At 71.1% G+C, this 22990-nt stretch carries 17 protein-coding genes and 1 riboswitch; of the genes, 11 read left to right on the forward strand and 6 right to left on the reverse strand.

What is annotated here, in order from left to right; genetic code table 11:
* Window positions 1-342: 342 nt before the first annotated feature.
* A complete protein-coding gene (locus tag ACFWGP_RS14215) occupies window positions 343-2838 on the reverse strand; it encodes a hypothetical protein (RefSeq protein WP_376931189.1) in 2496 nt (831 codons plus the stop codon).
* Between the two features lie 218 nt (window positions 2839-3056).
* A complete protein-coding gene (locus ACFWGP_RS14220; protein WP_376931190.1) occupies window positions 3057-6572 on the reverse strand; it encodes a VWA domain-containing protein in 3516 nt (1171 codons plus the stop codon).
* Between the two features lie 342 nt (window positions 6573-6914).
* Between ACFWGP_RS14220 and ACFWGP_RS14225 the strand changes: the two genes are divergently transcribed.
* The 5 genes from ACFWGP_RS14225 to ACFWGP_RS14245 are packed head-to-tail and all read left to right on the forward strand — an operon-like array spanning window position 6915 to window position 11469.
* A complete protein-coding gene (locus ACFWGP_RS14225; protein ID WP_275506547.1) occupies window positions 6915-8222 on the forward strand; it encodes a YihY/virulence factor BrkB family protein in 1308 nt (435 codons plus the stop codon).
* A gap of 10 nt (window positions 8223-8232) precedes the next feature.
* Window positions 8233-9072, forward strand: coding sequence for an exodeoxyribonuclease III (locus ACFWGP_RS14230; protein WP_275506546.1), 840 nt, complete (start codon window positions 8233-8235; stop codon window positions 9070-9072).
* Between the two features lie 24 nt (window positions 9073-9096).
* The gene (gene trpS, locus ACFWGP_RS14235) at window positions 9097-10107 is read left to right on the forward strand and encodes a tryptophan--tRNA ligase (protein WP_231431647.1); all 1011 of its coding nucleotides are present in this window, start codon (window positions 9097-9099) and stop codon (window positions 10105-10107) included.
* Window position 10108: 1 nt separating this feature from the next.
* Window positions 10109-10684, forward strand: a complete 576-nt coding sequence (locus tag ACFWGP_RS14240) for a GNAT family N-acetyltransferase (RefSeq protein ID WP_231431648.1) — start codon at window positions 10109-10111, stop codon at window positions 10682-10684.
* Window positions 10681-11469, forward strand: a complete 789-nt coding sequence (locus tag ACFWGP_RS14245) for an HAD family hydrolase (RefSeq protein WP_231431649.1) — start codon at window positions 10681-10683, stop codon at window positions 11467-11469. The genes ACFWGP_RS14240 and ACFWGP_RS14245 overlap by 4 nt, the downstream gene beginning before the upstream one ends.
* A gap of 121 nt (window positions 11470-11590) precedes the next feature.
* Here ACFWGP_RS14245 and glpK read toward each other — a convergent pair whose 3' ends face one another.
* From glpK to ACFWGP_RS14260, 3 genes are all read right to left on the reverse strand, one after another.
* Window positions 11591-13105, reverse strand: a complete 1515-nt coding sequence (gene glpK / locus ACFWGP_RS14250; RefSeq protein WP_376931191.1) for a glycerol kinase GlpK — start codon at window positions 13103-13105, stop codon at window positions 11591-11593.
* Window positions 13106-13166: 61 nt separating this feature from the next.
* The gene (locus ACFWGP_RS14255) at window positions 13167-13916 is read right to left on the reverse strand and encodes an MIP/aquaporin family protein (protein WP_231431651.1); all 750 of its coding nucleotides are present in this window, start codon (window positions 13914-13916) and stop codon (window positions 13167-13169) included.
* Window positions 13917-14137: 221 nt separating this feature from the next.
* Window positions 14138-15883, reverse strand: coding sequence for an FAD-dependent oxidoreductase (locus tag ACFWGP_RS14260; RefSeq protein ID WP_376931258.1), 1746 nt, complete (start codon window positions 15881-15883; stop codon window positions 14138-14140).
* A 134-nt stretch (window positions 15884-16017) separates the two neighbouring features.
* Between ACFWGP_RS14260 and ACFWGP_RS14265 the strand changes: the two genes are divergently transcribed.
* The 5 genes from ACFWGP_RS14265 to ribH all read left to right on the forward strand — a co-directional run bounded on the left by ACFWGP_RS14265 (window position 16018) and on the right by ribH (window position 20815).
* Window positions 16018-17019, forward strand: a complete 1002-nt coding sequence (locus ACFWGP_RS14265; RefSeq protein ID WP_231431652.1) for a sugar-binding transcriptional regulator — start codon at window positions 16018-16020, stop codon at window positions 17017-17019.
* 51 nt (window positions 17020-17070) lie between these two features.
* Window positions 17071-17215: riboswitch (FMN riboswitch) on the forward strand.
* Window positions 17216-17300: 85 nt separating this feature from the next.
* Window positions 17301-18347 carry a bifunctional diaminohydroxyphosphoribosylaminopyrimidine deaminase/5-amino-6-(5-phosphoribosylamino)uracil reductase RibD gene (ribD, locus tag ACFWGP_RS14270; protein WP_376931192.1) on the forward strand — a complete coding sequence of 349 codons (1047 nt, stop codon included), beginning with the start codon at window positions 17301-17303 and terminating at the stop codon, window positions 18345-18347.
* Window position 18348: 1 nt separating this feature from the next.
* On the forward strand, window positions 18349-19056 hold the full coding sequence (locus ACFWGP_RS14275; protein WP_231431654.1) for a riboflavin synthase: 708 nt from the start codon (window positions 18349-18351) through the stop codon (window positions 19054-19056).
* The gene (ribA, locus tag ACFWGP_RS14280; protein ID WP_275506545.1) at window positions 19053-20354 is read left to right on the forward strand and encodes a GTP cyclohydrolase II; all 1302 of its coding nucleotides are present in this window, start codon (window positions 19053-19055) and stop codon (window positions 20352-20354) included. Before ACFWGP_RS14275 ends, ribA begins: the two co-directional genes overlap by 4 nt.
* Window positions 20351-20815 (forward strand): 6,7-dimethyl-8-ribityllumazine synthase, encoded by a 465-nt coding sequence (gene ribH, locus ACFWGP_RS14285; protein ID WP_231431656.1) that lies wholly within the window; start codon window positions 20351-20353, stop codon window positions 20813-20815. The genes ribA and ribH overlap by 4 nt, the downstream gene beginning before the upstream one ends.
* A 3-nt stretch (window positions 20816-20818) precedes the next feature.
* On the opposite strand, the gene ACFWGP_RS14290 is transcribed toward ribH, so the two are convergent.
* The gene (locus ACFWGP_RS14290; RefSeq protein ID WP_376931193.1) at window positions 20819-21277 is read right to left on the reverse strand and encodes a DUF2269 family protein; all 459 of its coding nucleotides are present in this window, start codon (window positions 21275-21277) and stop codon (window positions 20819-20821) included.
* A gap of 313 nt (window positions 21278-21590) precedes the next feature.
* Between ACFWGP_RS14290 and ACFWGP_RS14295 the strand changes: the two genes are divergently transcribed.
* Window positions 21591-22976: an MFS transporter gene (locus ACFWGP_RS14295; protein ID WP_231431658.1), complete on the forward strand. Its 1386-nt coding sequence runs from the start codon at window positions 21591-21593 to the stop codon at window positions 22974-22976.
* The last annotated feature ends 14 nt before the right edge of the window (window positions 22977-22990 follow it).

The following is a 22990-nucleotide window of genomic DNA, read 5'->3' on the forward strand; positions in this document are numbered from 1 at the left end:
TATTCCGGCCCGGGCGACCGAGCCTTTCCGGAGTTCGCGGGTACGAACCCCGAAGTCCGCTGAATGCGGACCAGCGAGCCCGTGGGTGCGGACTCGCGCTCATCCTCGCAGCGCGGACCAGCGGCGTGAAGGGCCGCGCTGGCACCAAAACGGGGGGATCCTCACCTTTGGGGTACAGATTTCGGCCGGAATTCCTCGAAACGGGGTACATATTCGATGCATCCGGATGATTCGCCCGCGACAGGTCGCACCCGGAACGGCCTGTCCCCCGAATCCGGTCGTTGCACGAACGACGGATGCCTCGCCGGGATCGCTCCCGACGAGGCATCCGCACCCAGTGGTTCAGCTCTCGCGACGACGGCGCAGGCCGCGCGCGATCGCCGCGGCCCCGATCGCCGTCAGCAGCACCGCGAACGGCAGCATCAGGCCGGTCTCGACGCCGGTCTCGGCGAGCCCCTGCGGGGTCGACGACGGGGTCGACGGGGGCGTCGGCGGCGTCGGCTGGTCGGGCGCCGCGTTGCAGTTCGGCGTCGGCGGCGGGTAGACCACGTCGGCGTCGTTCGACGGGTTGATGCGGATCTCGGCGACCGCCAGCGACCGCAGGTCGTAGAACGGTGCGCTCGGATCGAGCACCCAGGTGCCGTCGGCGAGCTGCGTCCAGCCCGGCCAGGCGATCGGGTCGCCGTTCTCGTCGATCGCCGCGCCCGGCCAGAGCTGCTGTCCGGAGATCGTCTCGCCGCTCACCCACCCGTCGGGATAGGCGATCGGATCGACCTGCGAGGCGCCGTCGGCGAGGAGTGCCGCGACGTCGTCGGCGGGGATCGACGGATCACGGCTCGCGAACGCCTCCGGGGTCCACCAGATCAGCGAGATCGGGTTCGCGCTCGGGTCGTCGATGTTGAACGGCGTGATCTCGTACGTGAACCACGGGGTGTCGTTCACGCACTGGGCGAGCCCGACGAGGCCGATCGACTTCACGGGCGTCTCGGCGTCGTCGCAGTTGTTGTCGGGGTTCGAGTCGAATCCGGGTTCGGATGCCTCGGCCTCGGCTGCGGCGGCGATCTCGGGCACCTCGGGGTCGGGGTACTGCTCGCTCGCGACGCACGCGCCGTTCACGAGATCGGGGATCGGCTGGTCGGACGCGGGCTGAGAGAGCTCGCCGACGGTGACCTCGAACGTGATCGTGATGACGTCGCCCGGGTTGATCCAGCCGTTGTGCTGGACGGTGAGCACGCCGTCCGCCACCTCGACCGGGTCCCACTCGCCCGGGTTGGGCGCGATGACGGCCGAACCGTCGACGTACGTGACGCCGTCGGGCAGCGTGTCGGTGACGAGGCTGCGGTACGCCGGGTCATCCCCCTCGTTGGTGATCGTCAGCGTGTAGGTGATGACGTCGTCCTCGCCCGAGTCGACGGGTTCGTCGTTCTCGGTCGCCTCGTCCTTGACGAGGACGAGGTCGATGTCGATCACCGGGTGGTCGACGACGCACGGGTCGTCGTCGACGACGATCGAGTCGTCGGTCGGGCACTCGCCGCCGGGCCCGGGCCTGACGACGTTGTGCAGCAGCGTGCCTGCGGAATCAGCGCCGACGATCACCGTGTACGACACGGTCGCGGTCGCCCCCGGTTCGAGGTCGGGGATGTTCCAGGTCAGCACATCGCCGACCGGTCCGGTGAGCCCAGCGGGCAGGACGCCGAGCGTGCCGTTGTCGAGCACGTCCGAGACGTCGTCGAACGCCTGCGCCCCGGTCACGACGGCATCCGAGTCGTTGTAGGCCTGGAGGGTGTAGGTGATGACGTCACCGGGCTCGACCGTCGCCCCGTCGACCGGCTCGGACCACTTCTGGAGGAGCCAGTGCGGCACGGGCGCCGTCGGGCAGGGGTTCACGGTGACCGTCTTCTGCAGGTCGTTCTCGGGGTCGTCGCCTTCGCGATGCAGCACCACGTCGTACGTTCCCGGTGGGAGCTGGAAGTCGTGGTCGAGGGCGCCGTCGGGGTCGGTGAAGTCGAACGTCGCGACGACGTCGTCGGTGCCGGACACGAACACCGTGATCGTGTAGTCGAAGTTCAGCAGCAGGCCGAGCAGCGCGACCTTCAGCGCCGGCGGCGTGCCGCCGACCTCGGTGCACACCTCGGCGAAGAGCTGGATCGTCGGCGGGGCCGGGTTGCAGTCCTCCTCGGTCAGCTCGGTCTTCGTGGTGTTGAGGCCGGGGAAGTGCTGCAGCACGTCGTCATCGTCGTAGTAGTCGAACACCGGGATGATGTCCTGCAGCTCCTGATGGGTCGAGTGCGCGTGACCTCCCGAGTACGGATCGCTCGGGTCGCCGTTCGGATCGATGATCGACCGGACGCTCGGGCTGATGAACACGTAGGGGTTCGACTCGCTCGCGGTCGCATGGCAGATCGCGACGTGGTCGTTCCACTCGGGGATCGTCGTGACCGGCGGTCCGCCGTTCTCGTCGTCGGCGGCCGGCGCGAGCGAGCGCGCCGCGGGCGCGTCGCCAGAGGGAGCCGTGGCCGCGGGTGCCTCCTCGGCCGGGGCGTCGACGACCGGCGCCGCCGCCTCGGGTTCGGCGACCGGCGCGGGTTCCGGCGCGGGTTCCGGTGCGGGTTCGGGCGCCGGCTCGGCGACCGGCTCCTCGGCCGGCGCAGGCGCTTCCACCTCGGGCGCCGGGGCGGGCGCCTCCGCCTCTGGGGCCGGTGCGGGTTCGGCGGCGGGCGCCTCGGTCGCGGTCGCGACGGTCTGCTCTGCTGGGGGCGCCTCGTCGGCGGCGGCCACCATGGGGGCGCCGAAGATCACGAGTGCGCCCACGGTGACGGCGGCGAGCGCGGCGCGCACGCCCCCGCCTCCGGGTCGGGCTGCTCGGTGGGCAGGCGGATGACGGTACATGACAGCTCCTGACATCGGGTACGGAGCCGGCTCGGGTTACGGGTCAGCACTGCCAGTGTGCGCCGCCCGTCGCATCACCGACAAGGATTCCTCAGCTTTTGTGCCCTGAAGAGGGGATGCCTCGGCGCGCGTCGCACCGAGGCATCCCCTGCCCGATCAGGCGGCGCTCACGCGCCGTCCGCCCGGCGCGATCGCACCCGCGCGGCAGCGGCGCCGAGCGCGCCGAGCACGAGCAGGGCGAGGGCGCCCGACACCAGGCCCGCGGGGTCGATACCGGTCGCGGCCATCGACGACGGGGTCGACGGCTGCTCGGGGCTCACGGGCGGCGCCTCGTTCTCGGGCGGGGCCGCGGTGCAGTTCGGCGTGGCCGGCGGGTACACCGTGATCACGTCGGTCGACGGGTTGATGCGGATCTCGACGACGGCCTCGTCTCGGAGGTCGTAGAACGGCGCCTCCGGGTCGAGCACCCACGAGCCGTCGGCCAGCTCGGTCCAGCCCGGCCAGGCGATCGGGTCGCCGTTCTCGTCGATCGCCGCACCCGGCCAGAGCTGCCGGCCTTCGATGGCGTCGCCCGGCGCCCAGTCGTCGGGCACCTCGAGGTCGTCGACCTGCGACGCCCCGTCGGCGAGGATCGCCGCCTCGTCGCCCGCGTCGATGGACGGGTCGTGCGCCGCGAAGGCGTCGGCCGTCCACCAGATGAGGACGACCTCGGGCGCGTCGACGTTCACCGGCGTGACCGAGTACTCGAACCAGGGCGTGTCGTTCACGCACTGCGCGGCGCCGTCGAGCGCGATCGACTTGACCGGTGTCGAGGCGTCGTCGCAGTCGTTCTCGGGGTTCGCATCGCGGCTCGGCCCATCGGCCCCGGGGCCGACGACGTCGAGCGCGGCGACGAGTGCCGGCGGCTCGGGTGCCGGCATCGGACCGCTGAACACGCAGACCGTGTTCACGAGATCGGGGATCGGCACGGTCGGGTCGGGCTGCTCGAGCTCGCCGACCTCGACGTCGAACGTGATCGTCGCCGTGTCGCCGGGCGCGAAGGGGCCGGCGTACCGGAAGGTCAGCTCGCCGTCGATCGAGTCGTCGATCGTCCAGTCGGCCTCCTCCCCCGGCGGCGCCGTCGCCACGACCTCGGACCCGGCCGAGAACACCACGCCCTCTGGCAGCGCGTCCGTCACCTCGACGCCGTACGCGGGATCCTCGCCGAGGTTCTCGACGACCACCTCGTACGAGACGACGTCGGGCGGCGTCGAGCCCGAGTCGACCGCGTCGCCGTCGGCCGTCGTCGCGGTCTTCGCGACCGCGAGGTCGACGTTCGGCGTGCGGTGCCCGGTCGTGCAGTCGGTCACCTCAGGCACGGCGGCGACGGATGCCTCGGGCGAGCGCGACGACGAGCCGTCCAGCCGCTCGACGAGGACCGGCGGTGCTCCGCCCTCGCCCTCCGTCGGGCAGATGCCCGGTGCCTCGGGGGTCACGACGTTGACGAGGTCGGCGTTCCAGGCATTCTCGTCGACGGTGACCTCGAACGACACCGTGGCCTCGCCGGAGCCGACCGCCAGCGTCGGCACCGCCCACTCGAGGCTCGTGCCGTCGAGCGTCAGCGACGGGTCGAGCGGCTCGGTGAGCGCCGCGTCGTCGAGCACGTCGGCGAGGTCGTCGACCGCGGTCGCGCCCTCCACCTCGGCCTGCGAGAAGTTCCACGCGTGCAGCGTGTACTCGATCGTCTCGCCGGGTTCGACGAGCCCGTCGGCGGGATCGCTCGTCTTCCACAGCACGAATCCGGGCGTCGGATGCTCGGTCACGCACTCGTCGGCCACGGGATCTGGCTCGTCGGGACCGACGATGACCGGCCCCCCGCCCGGGCAGTTCGTGAGGACGTGGTTGCGCAGCACCGCTCCCGGCGCCGTGTCGTCGGACACGACGACGCGATACGCGACCTGCAGCGTCTCACCGGGCTCGAGCGAGGCGAGCTTCAGGAAGAGGCGCCCCGGGTGCAGCACGTTCCAGCTCGACTCGACGACGGGCGGTGCACCGACGAACCCGTCGAAGTCGACGTACGGCGCCAGCTGCGACACGTCGTCGAAGATCTCGAGGTCGGTCGCGGCGGGACCGGAGACGTGCTCGATCGCGAGCGTGTACTCGATCTCGTCGCCCGGCTCCACGGCCGTTCCGCTCGGCGGGTCGGCGCTCTTCGTGACGCGCCAGACCGGCGCCTCGAGCTCGTTCACCACGTTGCAGTGCACGATCGCCTCGATGCCGACCTCGACTCGCCAGCCGAGGTCGCCGACGAGGGTGACCGGCAGCGGCCCGTCGGCGTCCTGGCACACCACGCTCGTGCGGTGGTGGAAGGGCCGGTCCTCCTCGGAGAACTCGACCGTGCGCGCATCGGTCGTGAAGCCGGTGACCTCGAACGCGGCGGTCGCCCCGCTGCCGTCGGTCGTCTGCGACGACGGCGCCACCGCGGCGTCGTCGGTCGAGAACTCCCAGCCGGCGGTCGGTTGACCGGCGATCTCCTTGTGCACGAAGACCGAACCGCCGCAGAGTTCGAACGCGATCTGCTTGAGCTGCGCGCCGAGCGTGCCGTAGTCGGCGGTCACGACGTGGTCGGCGCTCGCGAGGTCGCCGGCGTAGCCGTCGTCGCCCGTGATCGCACGGATCGGGTCGAGGTCGAGGTCGCTGCCCACGGCGATGCCGAAGAGGTGCGACGGTGCGGCCTTGATCGAGTTCGCCTCGGCGATCGCGGGGTCGAGCGCCGCGGCCGAGCCGTCGGGGAACTCGCCGCCGATCGACGGGTCCACCGTGTTCGGGTTGCCGTCGGTGATCATCACGGTCAGCTCGACGGCATCGTCGAAGCCGCCGAACGTGCCGTGGGCGACCTCGAGGCCGCGCTTCCAGTTCGTCCAGCCGTCGCTCGTGAGGCCTGCGTACGACCCCTGGACGGCCGCGAGGTTCGCGCTCGTAAGGTCGGTCGCGCCGAGGAGCACCGTGGCGTCCTGGTCGAACGCGGTGACCGACACCTGCGAGCCGGTGTCGACGAGCGCCGTCGTGAACGCGTCGGCGGCCGACGTGAGGTTCGCGATGCCGTCGCCGCCGATCGATCCCGACTTGTCGAGCACGAGCGCGATGTCGATGCCGCAGCTCGGCTGGAGGTCGGGGTTCGTCGCCGTGGCGCCCAGAGCCGCTGCGGCGGCGCGGAGACCGGGCTGCTTCGCGAGGCAGTCGTCGCGCGCGCTGCGGTCGTCGTTCGCGATCGGGATCGACGCGCAGTCGGCCGGCGTGGCCGCCTTCGCCCGCGGCGTGGTCGTCGCCTCGGCCGGGGACGGCGTCTCGACGGCGGGCGGCGCGGTACCGGGCGGCGATTCCGCACCGGGGGCCGGAGCGGGTTCCGGCGCCGGTTCCGGCTCTTCCGCGGGCGACGGCCCGGGCGCCGTCTCGGGTTCCGGTGCCGGCTCGGGTCCTCCGGCCGGCCCGGATCCCGGGTCCGCGGGCGCGGCCGGCGACGGCTCCGCCGACGGGTCGGGGGCCGGGTCGCTCGTGTCGGTCCCCGCCTGGTCTGCGGCGGAATCGCCGGCAGCGGCGACGGCCGCCTCGATGCCCGCGTCGTTCGCCGCGGCAGTGGGAGCGACGGGCTCGTCGGCTGAGGCGATCGCCGGGACTCCGGCGAACACGAGCGCACCGGTCACGACGACGGCGACGAGGCCGCCGAGGTTCCGCTTCGCTGTCCCCCGAACACCCCTACGGTGCTCGGGTCGGGTTCTCCTGCGTTGTTGCATGGCTTCGCTCATCTCGTGCTGGTTCGACCGGCTCGGCCTTCGGGTCGGCCCGGCCGATGTTCCTCGGCCTGTCCCCCGTTTTCAAGGGATCCTCATGTCTGACCCCCCGAAGTCGGGGTACAGAATGTGGCGATTTCGGGGTACACGCGGAGGCCGCCTCAGTGCAGTCCCTGAGCGGCCTCGGCCGAGGCGTCCACCGTGTCGGACGAGCCGTGCGAGGCCGCGGGCGTGCGGCTCGCTATCGTTGGGACCGTGAGTGAGCGAACCCCCCGACGTCGCGGCAGGACGACGCCGAAGGGCGGGGCCGCCGCCGGTCCGAGCGACGAGCAGGCGGACGCCGCCGAGCCGGGAGCGACCTCCGATGCGGGGCCCAGCGCGAAGGAGCGGTTCGACGCGATCAGCCAGCCGATCCTCGACCGCTTCGAAGAGCCGATCAGCACGGTGTCGACGCTCACCCGGAAGACGATGGCGCTCTTCCCGGTACGCGTGTGGCGGCACTTCCTCGCCCGCAACGGGTTCCTGCTCTCCGCCGGCCTCAGCTACCAGGCGCTGTTCGCGGTGTTCGCCGCGGTCTACGTGCTCTTCGCCGTCGCGGGGCTCTGGCTCACGAGCAACCCCGACACGCTCGCCGCGCTCGTCAAGCTCGTCAACACCTATGCACCGGGCCTGATCGGCGACGCCGACACGACCGGCGTGATCTCCAGCGACGACCTCAACGCGATCGTCGAGCAGTCGAGCGGTGTGCTCGGGTGGACGGGTGCGATCGCCGTCATCGGCCTCATCTGGACCGCCATCGGGTGGATCACGTACGCGCGCACTGCGGTGCGCAGCATCTTCGGCCTGCCGAAGGACACCAGGGCCTACGTGCTGCTGAAGGCGCGCGACCTGCTCGCCGGCCTCGCATTCGGGGCGATCCTGATCTTCGCATCGGTGCTCTCGGTCGCGACGACGTCGTTCATCAGCTCCGTCTTCGACGCGCTGAACCTGCCCTACGCCGACGGTTGGGAGGCGTTCAGCGTGCAGCTCGGCACGCTCCTCGTCGTGTTCGCCATCGACACCTTCGCCCTCGCCGTCATGTTCCGATTCCTGTCGGGCGCCGCGATGCCGTGGAAGCGCATGTGGGTCGGTTCGCTGCTCGGCTCGGCCGCCCTGTCGGCGATGCAGATGCTGAGCGGTCTCCTCGTGTCTGGTGTCACGAGCAATCCCCTCCTCGCGACCTTCGCCGTCTTCGTCGGCCTCCTGCTCTGGTTCCACCTCACGAGCATCGTGATCCTCGTCGCCGCGAGCTGGATCGCGGTCGAGGCCTCCGACGCGAACGAGAGCCTGCGGGTGGTGTCGGCCGAGCAGCTCGCAGCCGAGGCGCGCCAGCGCGAGCGCGAAGCGCTGCTCACGGCGGCGCGCGTCCGCGTGCGCGAGGCCCGCAACGAGACGGCCTCGGCGAACTGGTTCGAGCAGTTCGGCGCCAAGCGCCGGCTCGCGCGTGCCGAGCAGGACCTCGCCGACCTCGAGGCGATGGACGACGGCGCACCGACGACGAAGCACGTCGGAGGGCTCCCGTAGGATCGAGGACATGCCCTCTGCGAAGCCCCTCCGTCTCGCCAGCGTCAACGTGAACGGAGTGCGTGCCGCATTCCGCAAGGGCATGGGCGACTGGCTCGCCGGTCGCGACGTCGACATCCTCGCGCTCCAAGAGGTGCGCGCCTCGACCGAAGACCTGCAGGGCCTGCTCGGCGACGAATGGGACATCCTGCACGACCCCGCGACCGCGAAGGGCCGGGCCGGTGTGGCGATCGCGAGCCGTCGCCGGGCCCACATCCACCGCGTCGAGCTCGGTGCCGCCGACTTCGACAGCGCCGGCCGCTGGCTCGAGGCCGACTACGAGGTCGGCGACCGCGTGATCACGGTCGTGAGCGCCTACGTGCACTCGGGCGAAGACGGCACCCCGAAGCAGGTCGAGAAGTACAAGTTCCTCGATGCGATGGAGCAGCGCCTGCCCGAGCTCGCCGCCCACTCCGAGCTCGCCGTCGTCGTCGGCGACCTCAACGTCGGCCACCGCACGCTCGACATCAAGAACTGGAAGGGCAACGTGAAGAAGGCCGGCTTCCTGCCCACCGAGCGCGCCTACTTCGACCGGTTCATCGGCGCCGAGGGCGACGATGCGTACAACGCCGGCGCCGGGCTCGGCTGGGTCGACGTCGGCCGCCGCGACGCGGGCGAGGTGCCCGGTCCGTACACGTGGTGGTCGCAGCGCGGCAAGGCCTTCGACACCGACACCGGCTGGCGCATCGACTACCACCTCGCGACCCCGGCGCTCGCCGACACCGTCGCCGCGTACGTCGTCGACCGTGCGGCCGCCTACGACGAGCGATGGTCCGACCACGCTCCCGTCGTCGTCGACTACGCCATCTGACTTTTCTTCTCTGAGGACCGATACATGAACTCCGCCCGCCCCATCGTCTTCTCGGGCATGCAGCCCTCGAGCGATTCGCTCCACCTCGGCAACTACCTGGGTGCGCTCGTCAACTGGGTCGCGATGCAAGACGAGTACGACCCGATCTACTGCGTCGTCGACCTGCACGCGATCACCGTGCAGCAGGACCCGAAGGCGCTCCACGACAACGTGCGCCGCACCGCCGCCCAGTACCTCGCCGCCGGCGTCGACGTCGAGCGCTCGACGCTCTTCGTGCAGTCGCACGTGCCCGCGCACACCGAGCTGGCCTGGGTGCTCGGCACCATGACCGGCTTCGGCGAGGCGAGCCGCATGACGCAGTTCAAAGACAAGTCGAGCCGGTACGGCGCCGACGCCACGACGGTCGGGCTCTTCACCTACCCGGTGCTGATGGCCGCCGACATCCTGCTCTACGACACGCAGTTCGTGCCCGTCGGCGACGACCAGCGCCAGCACCTCGAGCTGACCCGCGACCTCGCCGGCCGCTTCAACTCGCGCTACGGCGAGACCTTCGTCGTGCCCGAGGCGTTCATCCCGAAGGAGTCGGCGCGCATCTACGACCTGCAGGACCCGACGGCGAAGATGTCGAAGTCCGCCGCTTCCGAGGCCGGGCTCGTGAAGCTCATGGACGACCCAGCGGTCACCGCGAAGAAGTTCAAGAGCGCGGTCACCGACGCCGAGCGCGAGATCCGCTACGACCCGCAGGCGAAGCCCGGTATCTCGAACCTGCTCGACATCTACGCCGCGATCTCGGGCGAGTCGATCGCCGCGATCGAGAACCGGTATGCCGGGCGCGGCTACGGCGACCTGAAGAAGGACCTCGCGGAGATCGTCGTCGACCGGCTCACGCCGATCCGCGCCCGCACGCTCGAGCTCCTCGAAGACCCGGCCGAGCTCGATCGCCTGCTGGCGATCGGCGCCGACCGGGCAGCCGAACGCGCACAAAAGGTGCTGCGCGAGGTCTACGACCGCGTCGGCTTCGTGCGAAAGGGCTGACGTGCGCCCCGTCACGCTGCAGACTCCCCGGCTCGTGCTCGACCTGCCCGTGCCGGCCGACGCCGAGCGTGTCGCCCGCTACTGCCAAGACCCGATCTTCGAGCAGTTCCTCACGACGCCCTGGCCGTACACCGAGTCGCACGCCCGGGGATTCCTCGACGAGTATGTACCCGAGGCGTGGCAGGCCGGCACCGAGCTGACCTGGGCCATCCGCACCGAGTCGGGTGGCCCGCTGATGGGTGTGATCGGTCTCCGCACGAAGGCGCGCGAGGTCGGCTTCTGGCTCGGTGCCGACCACCGCGGTTCGGCGTACATGACCGAAGCCCTGATCGCCGTCTGCGACTGGGCGTTCGTCGGACTCGCCGGCACCGACCCCGTCACGTGGCGCGCGAACCGGGGCAACATCGCCTCGGCGATGGTCGCGAGGGCCGCCGGGTTCCGCAACACCACGACCGGGTCGACGACCGTGCCCGGCCGCGACGGCGTCGACCTGCCGGGCTGGTCTGGCGAGCGCGGTCCGACACCCGAGGCCGACGCGCCCTCGAGCTGGGCGCCGCTCCTCGGCGACGGGGCATGACCTCGATCGACGACCCGAGCACGGCTCCGCGAACCGGGGCCGCACCGCTCGTGCTGTTCGACCTCGACGACACGCTCATGGCGCATCGCGAGGCGGTCGCCATGGCGATCGTGTTGCACATGCGCGAGCGGGCATACACGGGCGACCACGTCTCGGCGCAACGCCTCTGGCACGAACTCGAAGAGCAGCACTACCACGAATACCTCGCCGGTCGGGCGACCTACGAGGGGCAGCGCCGGGCACGGGCACGCGACTTCGCCCTCGCCCATGACGACGAGCTCGACGACCTGGCGGCGAGCGCCTGGTTCGAGCGGTACTTCGAGCGCTACCGCGAATCCTGGTCGCTGCACGACGACGCACTGCCGGCGCTCGACGCCGTCGCGACCGCCCTGCCCCGAGTCCGACTCGGTGTCATCACCAACGGCGAGCTCGACCTGCAGCTGACGAAGCTCGACCGGCTCGGGCTGCGCGAGCGCTTCGAGCTCGTGATCGCCTCCGGCGACGTCGGCGTCGCGAAGCCCGATCCCGCGATCTTCGAACTCGCGGTTGCCCGGTTCGGCGAGGCGGGCCCGGTCGGCCGCGCCGCGTACGTCGGCGACCGCCTCGTCACCGACGCGATCGGTGCCGCCCGTGCCGGGCTCGTCGGCGTCTGGCTCAATCGCACCGGTGCGCGGCCCGATGCCGCCGACGCTGAGGCCGCTGCCGATGCCGGCGTCATCGAGATCGCATCGCTCGACGAGCTCGCGCCCGTGCTCGGCGCGCGGCTCGACCCCGCCGTCGACTGATCCCCCGTTCCGGCGGGCGGCGCTCGCGACCCTCGTGCGCGCGCGTACGAGAGAGGGCCGAGCGCACCCCCATGCGCTCGGCCCGAGAACCCACCGTAACCTGCGGTGGGGGCATTCGACGTCAGATGACGTCGTCGTCGACCCAGTCGAGGGTCTTCGAGACGGCCTTCTTCCAGTTGCGGTCGAGGCGCTCGCGCTCGGCGTCGTCCATCGACGGCGTCCAGCGCTTGTCCTCCTGCCAGTTCTGCGCGAGCTCGTCGAGGCTCGACCAGAATCCGACGGCGAGACCGGCCGCGTAGGCCGCGCCGAGGGCGGTCGTCTCGGCGACGACCGGACGCACCACGGGCACGCCCAGGATGTCGGCCTGGAACTGCAGCAGCGTGTCGTTCGCCGTTGCGCCTCCGTCGACGCGGAGCTCGGTGAGGTCGACGCCGGCGTCGGCGTTGACCGCCTCGATGACGTCGCGGGTCTGGAACGCGATCGCCTCGAGGGCGGCCCGTGCGACGTGGCCCTTGTTGACGAACCTGGTGAGGCCGACGAGTGCACCGCGCGCGTCGGGTCGCCAGTACGGGGCGAACAGGCCCGAGAACGCGGGCACGAAGTAGGCGCCGCCGTTGTTCTCGACCGACTTCGCGAGTTCTTCGACCTCGGCGGCCGACGAGATGAGGCCGAGGTTGTCGCGCAGCCACTGGATCAGCGAACCGGTCACCGCGATCGAGCCTTCGAGGGCGTAGTGCACCGGCGCGTCGCCGAGCTTGTAGCCCACCGTCGTGAGCAGGCCGTTCTTCGAGTGGACGATCTCCTCGCCCGTGTTGAAGATCAGGAAGTTGCCCGTGCCGTAGGTGTTCTTCGCCTCGCCGGTCGCGAACGCGGCCTGGCCGAAGGTGGCGGCCTGCTGGTCGCCGAGGATGCCCGCGATCGGGGTTTCGCGGAGCAGCGAGTGCTCGTTCGCGACGCCGTACACCTCGGACGAGCTCTTGATCTCGGGCAGCATCGAGCGCGGCACGCCGAAGGCGGCGAGGATCTCGTCGTCCCACTGCAGCGTCTCGAGGTCCATGAACATCGTGCGGCTCGCGTTCGTGACATCGGTCGCGTGCACGCCGCCGTCGACGCCGCCGGTGAGGTTCCACAGCACCCAGGTGTCGGTCGTACCGAACAGCAGGTCGCCCGCCTCGGCCTTCTCGCGAGCCCCTGGGACGTTGTCGAGGATCCAGACGACCTTCGTGCCCGAGAAGTAGGTCGCGAGCGGCAGGCCGACCTTCGCCTTGAACCGCTCGACGCCGCCGTCGGCGGCGAGCCGGTCCACGATGGGCTGCGTCCGGGTGTCCTGCCAGACGATCGCGTTGTAGACGGGCTCGCCGGTCGTCCGGTCCCAGACGACCGTGGTCTCGCGCTGGTTCGTGATGCCGACCGCGGCGATGTCATGCCGGGTCAGGTTGACCTTGCCGAGCGCCTGGCCGATCACCTCGCCGGTGTTGCGCCAGATCTCGGCCGGGTCGTGCTCGACCCAGCCCGCGCGGGGGAAGATCTGCTCGTGCTCGAGCTGCCCGGTCGAGACGATCGATCCGGCCTTGTCGAAGATGATCGCGCGCGACGAGGTGGTGCCCTGGTCGATCGCGAGGACGTAGTCAGCCATCTGAGAACTCCGTTGCTGTCAGTGAATGGTGGTGATGTTGGTGGGTGCGGAGGCCTCGGCGTCAGCCGAGGACGGGGAGCAGCACGAGCGCGGCCCACCCGGCGAGCATGCCGCCGATGATCGGGCCGACGACCGGCACCCACGAGTAGGACCAGTCCGATCCGCCCTTGCCTTTGATCGGGAGCAGGGCGTGCGCGATGCGCGGGCCGAGGTCGCGGGCCGGGTTGATCGCGTAGCCGGTCGGGCCGCCGAGCGAGGCGCCGATGCCGATGACGAGGAACGCCACGGGGATCGCCCCGAGCTCCGCCGGGGTTCCGCCGTTCGTGAAGCCGATGATGACGAACACCAGCACGAAGGTGCCGATGATCTCGGTCACGAGGTTCCAGCCGTACGAGCGGATCGCCGGGCCGGTCGAGAACACGCCGAGCTTGTTGCCGGCCTCGGGCTCGGCGTCGAAGTGCTGCTTGTACGCGAGCCAGCAGAACACCGCGCCGATGAACGCGCCGACCATCTGGGCGCCGATGTAGGTGAGCACCGAGACGACGTTGACCGGCACGCCCGAGCCGAACTCCTGGGCGCCGTTCGCCACGAGCCCGAGCGTGACGGCGGGGTTGAGCTGCGCGCCCGAGGCGTACGAGACGATGACGCCGGCGAAGACGGCGAGGCCCCAGCCGATGTTCACCATCAGGAAGCCGCCGTTGTGACCCTTGTTCTTCGCGAGCGCGACGTTGGCGACGACGCCGCAGCCGAGCAGCACGAGCAGTGCGGTGCCGACGACTTCCGAGAGGAAGACGAGACCGAGATTGTCCACGTTGACCTTCTTTCAAGAGGCGGGGCGGATGCCTCATCCGCCCGTTCCGAGCAACGGGCCGCATTCGGCCCCGATGAAACGTACCCGCCGGAATGGCCGGTGCGAGGCGTTTCCGCGTGCACATCCGTGCAGATTCCGGCACCCGTCGGTCGAGGAGCGTTCGACGGAGGAGAGCGCGTATCGAGACCACGTCGCCGTCGTCTCGACACGGCGCTGTGCGCCTACTCGACCGGCGCCGGGACCCCCAGCTCCACCCCGTGGCGCTCGGCGAGCAGCGACGCGGTCGCTGCGACCTCCGCCGCGATGCGCCCGGCCGGCCATCCGAGTTCGGCGCCGACGACCGCGGCGAGTTCGTCGAGCAGCGGCGCGGTGAGCGAACCCGTGAAGGCCAGGCTCGTGCGCCGCAGCACGACGTCCTGCAGACGCACGACTCGCTCGTTTCGGGCGAGCCAGGCGATCTCGTTCCGGCTGTAGCCGTCGTGGTGCGCCAGGGGCGTCTCGGGCTCGCCCTCGATGTCGGCGAGATAGGCCGCAGCCCGGGTGCCGTAGCGCTCGAGCAGTTCCTCGGCACGGGCGCGGCCGACCTCGTCGCCGTGCGAGACGAGCCAGACGCGTCGCGCGTCGTCGGTCGCCGGGTATCCCGCGCCGCCGCCGATCGCGAGTCCCTTCGTCGACACGACCCGCTCGCCGCCGAGGAGCGCGAGCACCTCGCCCGAGAGGTGCTCGGCGAGCGCCCGGAAGGTCGTCCACTTGCCGCCGACGAGGCTGAGCACGGTCGTGCCCGGCCGGCCGGAGGCATCCGCCCGTTCGATGCGGTAGTCGCGCGAGACGAACCCGGGCTGCGTGTCGTCGTGCCGGGGCAGCGGGCGCACGCCCGAGAACCGGTAGACGATCTGCGACCGGTCGACTCGGATCGCTGGGAAAACGTGCGCGATGAGGTCGAAGAAGTAGTCGACTTCCTCCTCGGTGCAGATCGCGGGTTCGCGCATGTCGTGCTCGAGGTCGGTCGTGCCGACCATCACCCGGCCCTTGAGCGGGTAGATGAGCACGATGCGGCCGTCCTCGTGCTCGAAGAAGATCTCGCGGCCGGCGGTCGCGGCGAGGAGCTCTGGGTGGTCGAGCACGATGTGCGAGCCCTTCGTGCCGCCCATGAACCGGGTCTCCTCGCCGAGGTCGGCGTTCGTGAGGTCGGTCCACGGACCCGACGTGTTGACGACGACGTCGGCCGCGACCGAGAACTCCTCGCCCGTCGTGGTGTCGCGCAGGCGCACGCCCGCCCCGTCGTGGCCGATCGCTTCGACGTAGTTCACCGCCCGGGCGAGGGGGCCCGCGGCGAGGCCGTCGAACAGCACGTCGAGGGCGAGCCGCTCGGGGTCGTGCATGCTCGCGTCGTAGTACGTCGCGGTGTACTTCACGCCGGGGTTCAGCGCCGGCAGCTCCGCGAGCGAGCGCTTCGCACCGTGGAACCGGTGCCGCGGCACCGCGCCGCCGTCGCGCGAGAACGCGTCGTAGATCGTGAGGCCGGTCTTGATGAGGGCGGCCCCGCGCTCGGTGGGCTTGCCCGACTTGTGGGTCAGGAAGCGCAGCGGGGCCGAGAGGACGCCCGAGAAGGTCGAGAAGATCGGCACCGTCGTCTCGAGCGGCTTGACGTAGTGCGGGGCGATGCGGATGAGTCCGTTGCGCTCTTCGACCGACTCCTTGACGAGTCGGAACTCGCCGTTCTCGAGGTAGCGGATGCCGCCGTGGATCATGTGCGACGACGCCGACGACGCCCCCGAGACGAAGTCGCCGCGTTCGACGAGCACGACGTCGACGCCCTGCAGTGCGAGATCGCGGAACGTCGCGATGCCGTTGATGCCGCCGCCGATCACGAGCACCGCGGCCTGCGGGCGCTCGCGCAGGCGTGCGACCGCTTCGCGGGCCGAGACGGCACCTGCGGGTGCGGGCTGCCGGCGGTTCCGGTTCATCGATTGCGCTGACATCACTGTCCTCTCGGGAGCGAACGGCGGGCTTGCACGAGCCTGCCGGGTGTGGATGAATACATCGTGAACACGGCAGCACGAACTTGCAAGCCGCGTGAACATATGTGCAAGGTGGACGGATGATCGACAAGGAACTCCTCGCGACGGTGGACGCCGACGAGGCCGTGCCCGGCAAGACCCGGGACGCGCTGCGCGCGGCGCACCTGTACTACATGCAGGACCTCACGATGGATGCGATCGCGCACGAGCTGCACACCTCGCGATCCTCGGTCTCCCGCCTGCTCAGCCACGCCAGGGCGAGCGGGCTCGTCGAGATCTCGATCCACTCGCCGCTCGACCTTCCGAGCCGCATCGAACAGGAGATCCTCGAGCGCTTCGAGGTCTCGGCCCACGTCATCCCGGTGCCCGACCATGCGAGCGACGTCGACCGCCTCGACCGCGTCGCGCTCTCGGCTGCACGGATTCTCGGCCGCTTCGTCGACTCGAACCAGCTCGTCGGCGTCGCCTGGGGCTCGACGATGGGGGCGATGAGCCGCCACCTCGTGCCGAAGGCCACCCACAACACCGAGATCGTGCAGCTCAACGGCGCCGGCAACGTGCGCACGACCGGCATCGTCTACGCGAGCGAGCTGCTGCGCCGCTTCGGCGACGCGTTCGGCGCCCGCGTGCAGCAGTTCCCGGTGCCGGCCTTCTTCGACGACCCCGCGACGAAGCAGGCGTTCTGGCGCGAGCGCTCGACGCGGCGCCTGCTCGAGCTCCAGGGCCGGCTCGACCTCGCGCTCTTCGGCATCGGCTCGCCGTTCGCCGAGGTGCCGAGCCACGTCTACCAGGGCGGCTACCTCGAGCGGGCCGACTACGAGGGGCTGAGCCGCGACGGCGCCGTCGGCGACGTGGCGACGGTCTTCTACCGTGCCGACGGCTCGACCGACGGAATCGCGCTGAACGAACGTGCGACCGGCCCCGACTTCTCGGTGTTGCGGCACGCCCCCCGTCGCATCTGCGTGGTCGCCGGCCGCGCGAAGCTCGCGAGCCTGCGCGGCGCGCTCGCCGCCGGGCTCATCACCGACCTCATCGTCGACGAGGGCACGGCGCGGGCGCTGGTGGAGCCGACCGCGGGCTGAGGAGCGGGAATAGTCCGGGCCCGCGGGCGTTGACCTATGATCGAACACGAGAAACGTGCTCCGGGGTCGGTGTAATTCCGAGCCGGCGGTGACAGTCCGCGAGCCGGGCGCGTTCGATCGAGAGGTCGACGCGAACGGTTGAACCGGTGGAAATCCGGTACCGACGGTGAAAGTCCGGATGGGAGGCGGCACGTGTCGGCGGCGCCGTGCGCGCGGCCGGCTCCGCGGTGATCGCACCGCGGCGACCCGAGCATTCCCGGAGCCTCGGACAGGACGAGGGAATGACGACGGTCGATGAACAGCACGGGGCGGATGCCTCGGCGATGCGCCGCGCCCTCGAGCTCGCCGAGCTCGGCCCGGCCAGGGGCGTGAACCCCCGGGTGGGTTGCGTCGTCCTCTCCCCCGCCGGCGAGATCCTCGCCGAGGGCTGGCACCGCGGCGCAGGCACCGCGCACGCCGAGGTCGACGCGCTCTCGAAGCTCGCGCCCGGCGCCGCCCGTGGCGCGACAGCCGTCGTGACGCTCGAGCCCTGCAACCACACCGGGCGCACCGGCCCCTGCGCGGTCGCCCTCGTCGAGGCCGGCGTGGCACGTGTCGTCTACGCGGTCGCCGACCCCGGCGACCACTCCTCAGGCGGTGCCGACCGGCTCCGCGCGGCCGGCGTCGAGGTCGTGCCCGGCGTGCTCGCCGACGAGGTCGAGGCCATGCTCGACGATTGGCTCTTCGCCGCCCGCCGCCATCGCCCCCGCGTGATCGTGAAGTGGGCCGCGAGCCTCGACGGCCGGGCCGCGGCGGCCGACGGCACGAGCCAGTGGATCACGGGTGCCGGCGCCCGCGCCGACGTGCACCGACGTCGTTCCGCGGCCGACGCGATCGCGGTCGGCACCGGCACGGTGCTCGCCGACGACCCGTCGCTCACGGCGCGGGACGACCGCGGGCACCTCCTCGAGGCGCAGCCCGTGCCGGTCGTCTTCGGGCACCGCGCCGTCCCCGCCGACGCCGCCGTGCGTCGGCACCCCAACCCGCCGATCTTCCCGACCGGCGACGATCTCGCCGCCGACCTCGAGGAGCTGCAGCGCCGAGGCATCCGCTCGCTGTTCGTCGAAGGCGGGCCGACGCTCGCGAGCGCGCTCCTCGCCGCCGACCTCGTCGACGAGCTTCTCGTCTACGTCGCGCCGGCGCTGCTCGGCGGCCCGCGGCTCGCCGTCGGCGATCTCGGCATCCCCACCATCGCCGACGCCAGGCGCTTCCGCTTCGCCGCCGTCGAGCGGCTCGGCGACGACGTGCTGCTCGTCGCCCACCCGACCACCCACCCTGGAGGGAACTGACATGTTCACCGGAATCATCGAGGAGCTCGGCCGCATCACGCGCATCGAACGCACCGACGACGCCGCCCGCCTCACCGTTCGCGGCCCGCTCGCGGTCGAGGGCGTGGCCCACGGCGACTCGATCTCGGTGTCGGGCGTCTGCCTCACGGTCGTCGACTTCGACGACGAGGGCTTCACGGCCGACGTGATGGCGCAGACGCTCGCGATGTCGACCCTCGACGGCGCGCACGAGGGCCTCGCGGTCAACCTCGAGCGCGCCGCACGCGTCGGCGACCGCCTCGGCGGGCACATCGTGCAGGGGCACATCGACGGCACCGCACGGGTGCTCGAGGTCCGCCCCGGTGAGGCGTGGCGCTACGTGCGGTTCTCGCTCGACCCCGAGCACGCGCCGCTCGTCGTCGACAAGGGATCGATCGCGGTCGACGGGGTCTCGCTCACGGTGTCGAGCGTCGGCGCCGACGCCGACGGCGACTGGTTCGAGGTCTCGCTCATCCCCGAGACGCTCACCGCCACCACGCTCGGCGAGCGCGAGGTCGGCGACCTCGTCAACATCGAGACCGACATCGTGGCGCGGCAGGTGGCGCGCATGCTGCGGTTCGGCGACCACCGCACCCTGCCCTCGTCGGTGGGCTTCGAGACGCGGCCCGGTGATCCTCAACCCGCTCGGACGCCCGAGTCCGCACCGACCCGCGAAGGAGGTGCGGCATGAGCCTCGCCACGATCCCCGAAGTGCTCGACGCGCTGCGCGCCGGCAAGCCCGTCATCGTCGCCGACGACGAGGCCCGCGAGAACGAGGGCGACGCCATCATGGCCGCCGAGTTCGCGACCCAGGAGTGGATCGCGTGGATGGTGCGGCACACGAGCGGCTACCTGTGCGCGCCGATGCCGAACTCCGTCGCCGACCGGCTGTCGCTGCCCCTCATGGTCGAGCGAAACGAGGACCTGCGCGGCACCGCGTACACGGTCTCCGTCGACGCCGCCGACCGCAACTCGACGGGCATCTCGGCGGCCGAGCGCGCGCACACTCTGCGAGTTCTCGCCGACCCGTCGTCGATCCCCGAGGGGCTCGTCCGTCCCGGCCACATCCTTCCGCTGCGTGCCGTCGACGGCGGCGTGCGCGAGCGCGCCGGTCACACGGAGGCCGCGGTCGACCTCATGCGCCTCGCCGGCCTCTCCCCCGTCGGCGTCATCGGCGAACTCGTCGAGGACGACGGCGAGATGATGCGCCTGCCCGCCCTCATCGCGCTCGGCGAGCGCGAGGGGCTTCCCGTGACGACGGTCGCCGCGCTCATCGACTGGTTGCGGGAGTGGCACGACGGCGACGACCTCGACTCGGCGGCCGCGGCCGCCGTGCCCGAGTCCTCGCCCGTCGCCTTCGAGGTCGAGACGACGCTGCCGACCGTGCACGGCGACTTCCGCGTGCGGGCGTACCGCGACCGCGGCACCGGCGCCGACCACGTCGCCATCATCGCGGGCGACCCCGCCGCCGATCCGGCCGGCGCGATCGTGCGCGTGCACTCGGAGTGCCTGACCGGCGAGGCATTCGGATCGCTGAAGTGCGAGTGCGGCCCGCAGCTCGACGCGGCGCTGCAGACCATCCGGCAGGGCGGCGGCGTCGTCGTGTACCTGCGCGGGCACGAGGGCCGCGGCATCGGCCTCATCAACAAGCTGCGCGCCTACCGGCTGCAGGAGCAGGGCCTCGACACGCTCGACGCGAACGTCGCGCTCGGCCTGCCGATCGACGCCCGCGACTACTCGTCCGCGACCGCGATCCTCACGGACCTCGGCATCGAGCGGGTGCGCCTGCTCACCAACAACCCCGAGAAGGTGCGCCAGCTCACCGCGCACGGCATCGACGTGACCGAGCGACTGCCGCTCGTCGTCGGCGTCGGCGCGGTGAACCAGGGGTACCTCGAGACCAAGGCGTCCCGCATGGGCCACGCCATCGACGACCAGCAGCTCGCGGATGCCGCGGCTGAAGCCCTCCTGGAAGGACACGCATCATGAGCGGACAGGGATCCCCCACCCTCGACATCGACGGCAGCGGCCTGAAGGTCGTGATCGTCGCCGGCAGCTGGCACGACGAGATCACCGACGGCCTCATCGCCGGTGCGACGCGCACGCTCGAGGGCGCCGGCGCCGACTACTCGCTCGTACGGGTGCCGGGCAGCTTCGAGCTTCCGGTCGTCTCGAAGGCGGCGCTCGAGGCCGGCGCCGACGCCGTGGTCGCGCTCGGCGTGATCATCCGCGGCGGGACGCCGCACTTCGAGTACGTGTCGTCGGCCGCGACCGACGGGCTCACCCGCGTCGCCATCGACACGGGCAAGCCGGTCGGCTTCGGCGTGCTCACCCTCGACGACGAGCAGCAGGGGCTCGATCGCGCAGGTCTCCCCGGCTCGAAGGAGGACAAGGGCCGCGAGGCGGCCGAGGCCGCCATCGCGACGGCGAGGGCGCTGCGCGCGCTCTGAGGCCTACGGCTTCCAGACCATGAGCACGACGACCGCGACGAGCAGCAGCGAGACGATGCCGCTGCCGGCCGCGATCGCCGGGTAGCCCTTGCCCTCGGCGGTCGCCGCGCCCGAGGCATCCGCACCGCTCGGCTGCAGCGCCGCGGCGGCCTTGTTCATGGCGGGCACGACGACGAAGAGGCTGAGGCCGAAGGCCACGACGTAGAGGATGATCGACCAGAGGATCCACGGCGTGGTCACCGACAGGTCGTACTCGTCGGGCGCCATGCTCATCGCGCCGAAGCCGAACACGAAGACGACGAGCGACAGCCAGCTGAAGATCATCGTCGACTTCGCGAGCGTGGCGACCTGTGCGCCGTTTCCGGCGCGCACCGCGCGCATCGCCGTCATCGGCAGGATGGCCATCGGGCCCACGATGAAGACGGCCGCGGTGACGTGCAGAACGCTGAAGAGGGTATCCATGGGCTCAGCCTAACGAGGCCGAGGCTCCCAACGCGTCGATCCTTCGGTTGAGGCGGATGGCTCGGGGCGGTGGCTTCGGACCCGACGCTTCGGCCCTCCTCGGCCGACCGACCGACGCCGTTCGTCGCACGATCACCGCCGTTCGTCGCAGCGAGGGGCCCCGATCACCCCCGATCGCGGGGTGGCGAGGCACCCCTGCCGTATCGTATCCGGGTTGCCACAAGCGACGATTCCATCACTGCCCCAGGCTGAGCGCCAGACCGACGTGCCCGAGTGCAGCGTCACCCGCATCACCCTTGGAGTCTTCGCAACGATGTCGTCGTCGTCAGCGGCCACGGCCGCAGCAGCAGCACCCGCCAATCCACGCAGTCGCGTGGTCCTCGCCAGCCTCATCGGCACGACGATCGAGTTCTACGACTTCTACGTCTACGCGACCGCGGCCGTGCTCGTCTTCCCCTACCTGTTCTTCCCGGCAGGCGACCCGACGACGGCGCTGCTCGCGTCGTTCGCCGTGTTCGGCGCGGCCATGGTCGCCCGCCCGCTCGGCGCCGTCTTCTTCGGCCACCTCGGCGACCGGGTCGGTCGCAAGGCGACGCTCGTCGGCGCACTGCTCACGATGGGCATCGCGACGTTCCTCATCGGCGTGCTGCCGACCTACGCCGCGGTCGGCTGGTTCGCACCGCTCCTCCTCGTGATCCTGCGCCTCGCACAGGGCTTCGCGCTCGGCGGCGAATGGTCGGGGGCGGCGCTCGTCGCGACCGAGAACGCCCCGAAGGGCAAACGCGCCTGGTACGGCACCTTCCCGCAGCTCGGCGCGCCGATCGGCTTCATCATCGCGAACGGCCTGTTCCTCATCATCGCGGCGCTGCTGCCGTCGGACGACCCGAACTCCGCCCTGCCGTCGACCGAGTTCCTCGAATGGGGCTGGCGCATCCCCTTCCTCTTCTCGGCCGTGATGGTGATCGTCGGCCTGTGGGTGCGGCTCCGCCTCGTCGAGTCGACGGCGTTCGCCAACGCCTCCAAGCGCGGCAAGCTCCAGCGGCTGCCGCTCGCAAGCGTGTTCAAGAGCTACTGGAAGGAGCTCATCCTCGGCACGTTCTTCATGCTCGCGACCTACGTGCTCTTCTACCTGATGACGACCTTCTCGCTCGGCTACGGCACGAAGCCCGGCGACGCCCCCGTGCCCGGTCTCGGCTACGCGTACAACACCTTCGTGCTCATGCTCATCGGCGGCGTCGTGTTCTTCGGCATCTTCACGATGCTCTCGGGCCCGTGGGCCGACCGCTGGGGCCGTCGCAAGACGCTCATCTGGGTCACGTCGGCGATCATCGTCTTCGGGCTGCTCTGGGTGCCGCTGCTCTCGGCCGGCTTCGCGGGCGTCATGGGATGGCTCATCATCGGCTTCGCGCTCATGGGCATGACCTTCGGCCCGATGGGCGCCCTGCTGCCCGAGCTGTTCCCGACGAACGTCCGCTACACCGGCTCGGGGATCTCGTACAACGTGTCGTCGATCCTGGGCGCCGCCGTCGCGCCGTTCATCGGCACCGCGCTCTGGGGCGCCGGCGGCGGCAGCCCGTTCTGGGTCGGCGTCTACCTCTCGGTCATGGGCGTGCTCACGCTCGTCGCGCTGCTGGTCTCGAAGGAGACCCGCGACGTCGACTTCGACGAGGCCGGGCTCGAGTCGTCGGCGGTGCTGTAGGCATCTCGGTCGCC

Origin of the sequence: Agromyces sp. NPDC127015 (genome assembly GCF_042725165.1) — a bacterium.
In the GTDB taxonomy this organism is placed as follows: domain Bacteria; phylum Actinomycetota; class Actinomycetes; order Actinomycetales; family Microbacteriaceae; genus Agromyces; species Agromyces chromiiresistens.